This window comes from Candidatus Omnitrophota bacterium (genome assembly GCA_028717245.1).
Lineage (GTDB): Bacteria > Omnitrophota > Gorgyraeia > Gygaellales > Profunditerraquicolaceae > JAGUYA01.
In genome coordinates, this window is record JAQUOD010000020.1 from 1 (window position 1) to 3,663 (window position 3,663).

Genomic DNA, 3,663 nt, shown 5'->3' on the forward strand with positions numbered 1-3,663 from the left:
TGAGTTTTGGGACAGGCTCAAGCGTAATTTATTCCGTGCCTGAGGGGCAGAGCAGGACTTATACCTTAAGCATTTACCTTAATCAAACTTTACCAACGGGCGCAGACGGAAAGGCCATTGCCTTTAGCGTCAATCCTGCCGTTAACCTTAGCGTGGATTCTCCCGGTTCGGCATTTGCCGCCTCCGGCGCAATAACCGGTTCCTTGGCCGTTGATGTTACGGCCTCTAAATTTATCATTACCGGAGACAGCGCTACCGTGGCTGCCGGGGCAGGCAGCAGCCTAATCGTTAAAGCGGCGGATATCAACAATAACATAGACACGGGCTATAGCGGGGCAAAAGAAATAATATTTAGCGGCGCCAATTCCGTAACAAGCGGAGGCGCTACCTATAACCCTACCTGTACGAACTATTCGGAGGTAGACGTAGCGTTCGGGAATATTACGCTGATAGATTTTATCTCGGGACAGAGCGCTTCGCTTATAACGATGAAGCTATATAAGGCCGAGAGCGCGGCAATTACAGCAAAGACTTCGGATTCCGTAGTTACCACCGCGAATGCTTTTATTGTGGCAGTTACCGGCGGGGCTGCAAGCAAGCTTTCCTGGAAGACCCAGCCGCAGGCTACTGCGGCGGCTAACGCGCCGTGGACTCCGTTTAAGGTAAGCGTAGTTGATGCTTATGGGAATACCGCTCCCAGTGCAATTAACGTAACGGTTGCCCCTGCCGGCGGCACGCTAAGCACAGGGGCTACGTCTTCGGTTGCAGCAGTATCGGGCACGGCGGAATTTGATAATTTTGCGGTGTACTGCGCATCTTACCCGGCGACAGTTACGCTGGAAGCTTCCGCCGCCGGAATTACAGGCTCCGGCGCTTCCGATAACGTAACCATAGTGGAAAAGTACGCAATTACAATGAAGGTGTTCGATTCGGTAAACGGAAGCTCATTGACCGAGCTCACGCTTAAGATTATTGATTCAGGCACCGGGCAATTGGTTACCGGCCTCACTAACCCTATAACTGGCAACAGCCCGTTTTCGTTTAACCTGCCTTACGGAGAATACAGTTTTAATTTTAACAAGACCTCATACGTAGAGAGTACAGTTGATAAAAGCGCCAATGTATCTGCGGATGCGGTTGACGGCGCATACGACAGTAATATCGGCTGGACGGTGTTTCTTACCTCTGTTGCCGAATCCCAGGCGGATTACAAAATTTTAAGCAATTTTGTCTATGATGAATCCAGTGACCAGATAACCGCCCTGGTGCGCCTTGAAAAAAGAGGCCAGCAGATTACCAGTAATGACATAACTACCCTTAAAACCAGTACTTTGGATATTTTTAATTCTTCAGATGCGACTAATCCCAAATATAGCGCTTCATTGGCCGCGCCCGATGCAAACGGCAACTACTATTTTATTATTGATGAAGCCGTCTCAGCAAAGGGTTTTGTCGGCGGCAGGGACTATTTTGCCAAGATGACTATCCTCTATGGCGGGAGCGATTTATCGACCAATGTGACCTATTCGGCGGCGAACGATTTTACTATTTCCGTTACGGAAAGCTTAAAGACCTTGACTGCGCAAATTGCCTCTTCGGTTGCCTCTGAGGCGGCTCGTACCCGCACAGAACTGGCATCGAAAATCGAGTCCACGGCTGAGGCTACCCAGGAAAAGATCGCTGAGGTAAAAACCGAGGCTGATAATATCCTGACTGCCGCCGTGACAACCATACCTGCGCAGATAAATGCCGCGCAAGGTACGATATCTGCTACGATTGCCTCTGAGGTTGCCCCACAGATCAAATCAAGTGTCCTTAATACCGAAAACCTGGCGAAGACAGGAGACACGCTGGTTATCAGGTACCGTACCCTCTCCGGGCTAAGCCCTGTTATTGATGTTTATAATGCCGATAATAAACAAGTAATAAGCAAAGAAGGAATGGAGGAAAACGGCGACACCGGGATATATGAATATGCCGTAACTTTCCTGCAAGGCTGGGGCAAGGGTGATTTTACCGTTATCTGCTCTGAGCCCACCAACGGGGTTATGGATGGCTTAACTATCAGCGTAATTAAAACAAGTTTAGAGGAGGTTTATGACCAGGTAACTACGGTCCCGGCTTTATCCGGAGAAATTGATGATTTAAAGCAGGCAGCGGAAGCGATAAATAGCCAATTCTCCACTCTTCAGGCTGCCCTGGGGAAAATAGGCAATGATTTGTTGACGGAAGGAGTAACGAAACAGGGTGTTGATTCGTCCGCGGGCCTGGAAGCTATATCTGTCAAATTGTCTGATGTAGCCAAGCAGGTGAAACAGGTTTCCGATAAGATCGGTGTCAATTTAGAAAAGATCTATGAGGTTTCCGCGGAGAAAAAGGATGATGTTGTTTATTTGAAGAATAAAACACAGGAGCTGAAGGCGGTTATGGATCTGACCAAGAAGATGGTTGATAATATCGCCAATAAGCCTGTTGTTCAGAGCTGGTATGAATTTAAGAAAATATAAAGAGCAATCTCTAATTTAAAGGAAGAAATGAATAGGTTCAAGTTTTTTGTATTATTTTTACTTTTTTCTGTAGTATTTAAAGGCGAGGCTGGGGCAAATATTGTACTTAAGGTTATTGCGGTTAATCCTTCTAAAGAAGAGGCCCAGTGGGTGGTAGTGAAGACAGCACTGCCTAAAGAAGTAAGCCCTGAAGATGTCGTGGATGAAGGCGATCTGGAGATCGTTTATGATGCACAGGAGGGTTCTTACGTTGTGTACGGAAATTTTAAACTTAAGCCGGGGGAGACCTTGGAAAAAAGCATTGAAATACGCGATACCATATGGACTATCCCGGACAGCGAACTTGAGGGTGCAAAGAAAGACTTGGTCAAGTTTTCGGGTTTGTTGAAGAATACACGGTTTTCCGAAAGGTTCGTATTTTTGAAAGACAATATTGAATCTAAATTAAACCAGATTATCGTAAGCCAGAAAGATCCGCCTTCTAACCCGGAACAGTTCATTTTAAATTATCGTGAAAATTTAAATATCCTGAAGTCAGCTAAAGCGGATTTAGACTTGATTCGCGGCTTCTTAACGCAGGTAAGGATATTCCCGGCGACAACCATCTGGCGTATTATTATCCTGATTGCTGTTTTTTTGGGTCTTTTGAGTGCAACGTTTTGTTTTCTCTGGCAGGCAAGAATCAAAAATATCAGGCAGCACGATACCTCTCCTGTCTTTAAGGAAGAAATAAACCTTGTTGCTGGCTCTACCTCGCAGGATCATGAAGAAAAAGAATCCAAATAGAGAAGCAAGGAATGCTGTCATTATAACGAATTGACAGTACTTAAGAGAAATCCAAAGGAGTTGTGGTAAAATGGAAAATATTACACTGGATGAAAAAGAGATAATCAATGGATGGCGAATGGTAAAAATGCAGCGTAAAGGGTATTTACACGTTGTGCTACAATCAAATGGCACGGAGTTTTATTTGGAAGCAACTCCGGCTAGACAGGGAAAAGTTAATTATGCATCTAACATGCCTAAAGAAAACAAAATTTCCCAAATTTGTAGCAAGCTTTTTCTGTAATCTATTATTTATCATTGGGTTAAGATAAAATTTTGTGCACTGAACTAAATTTCATTTTTTAGGTATTTCTGCAACTGGTATAATTTC

At 45.0% G+C, this 3,663-nt stretch carries 3 protein-coding genes; all 3 read left to right on the forward strand.

Annotated elements, in window-relative coordinates; translation table 11 throughout:
- Window positions 1-2,507 (forward strand): hypothetical protein (locus PHV44_07455; protein MDD5593097.1); only part of this gene is annotated, 2,507 nt, incomplete at its 5' end.
- Window positions 2,508-2,534: 27 nt separating this feature from the next.
- Window positions 2,535-3,293, forward strand: coding sequence for a hypothetical protein (locus tag PHV44_07460; protein ID MDD5593098.1), 759 nt, complete (start codon window positions 2,535-2,537; stop codon window positions 3,291-3,293).
- A gap of 70 nt (window positions 3,294-3,363) precedes the next feature.
- Window positions 3,364-3,576, forward strand: a complete 213-nt coding sequence (locus PHV44_07465; protein ID MDD5593099.1) for a hypothetical protein — start codon at window positions 3,364-3,366, stop codon at window positions 3,574-3,576.
- Window positions 3,577-3,663: the final 87 nt, after the last annotated feature.

Coding starts and splice junctions, on each gene's coding strand:
- PHV44_07465 (MDD5593099.1), top strand. CDS start 3,364: ATGGAAAATATTACACTGGATGAAAAAGAGATAATCAATGGATGGCGA.
- PHV44_07460 (MDD5593098.1), top strand. CDS start 2,535: ATGAATAGGTTCAAGTTTTTTGTATTATTTTTACTTTTTTCTGTAGTA.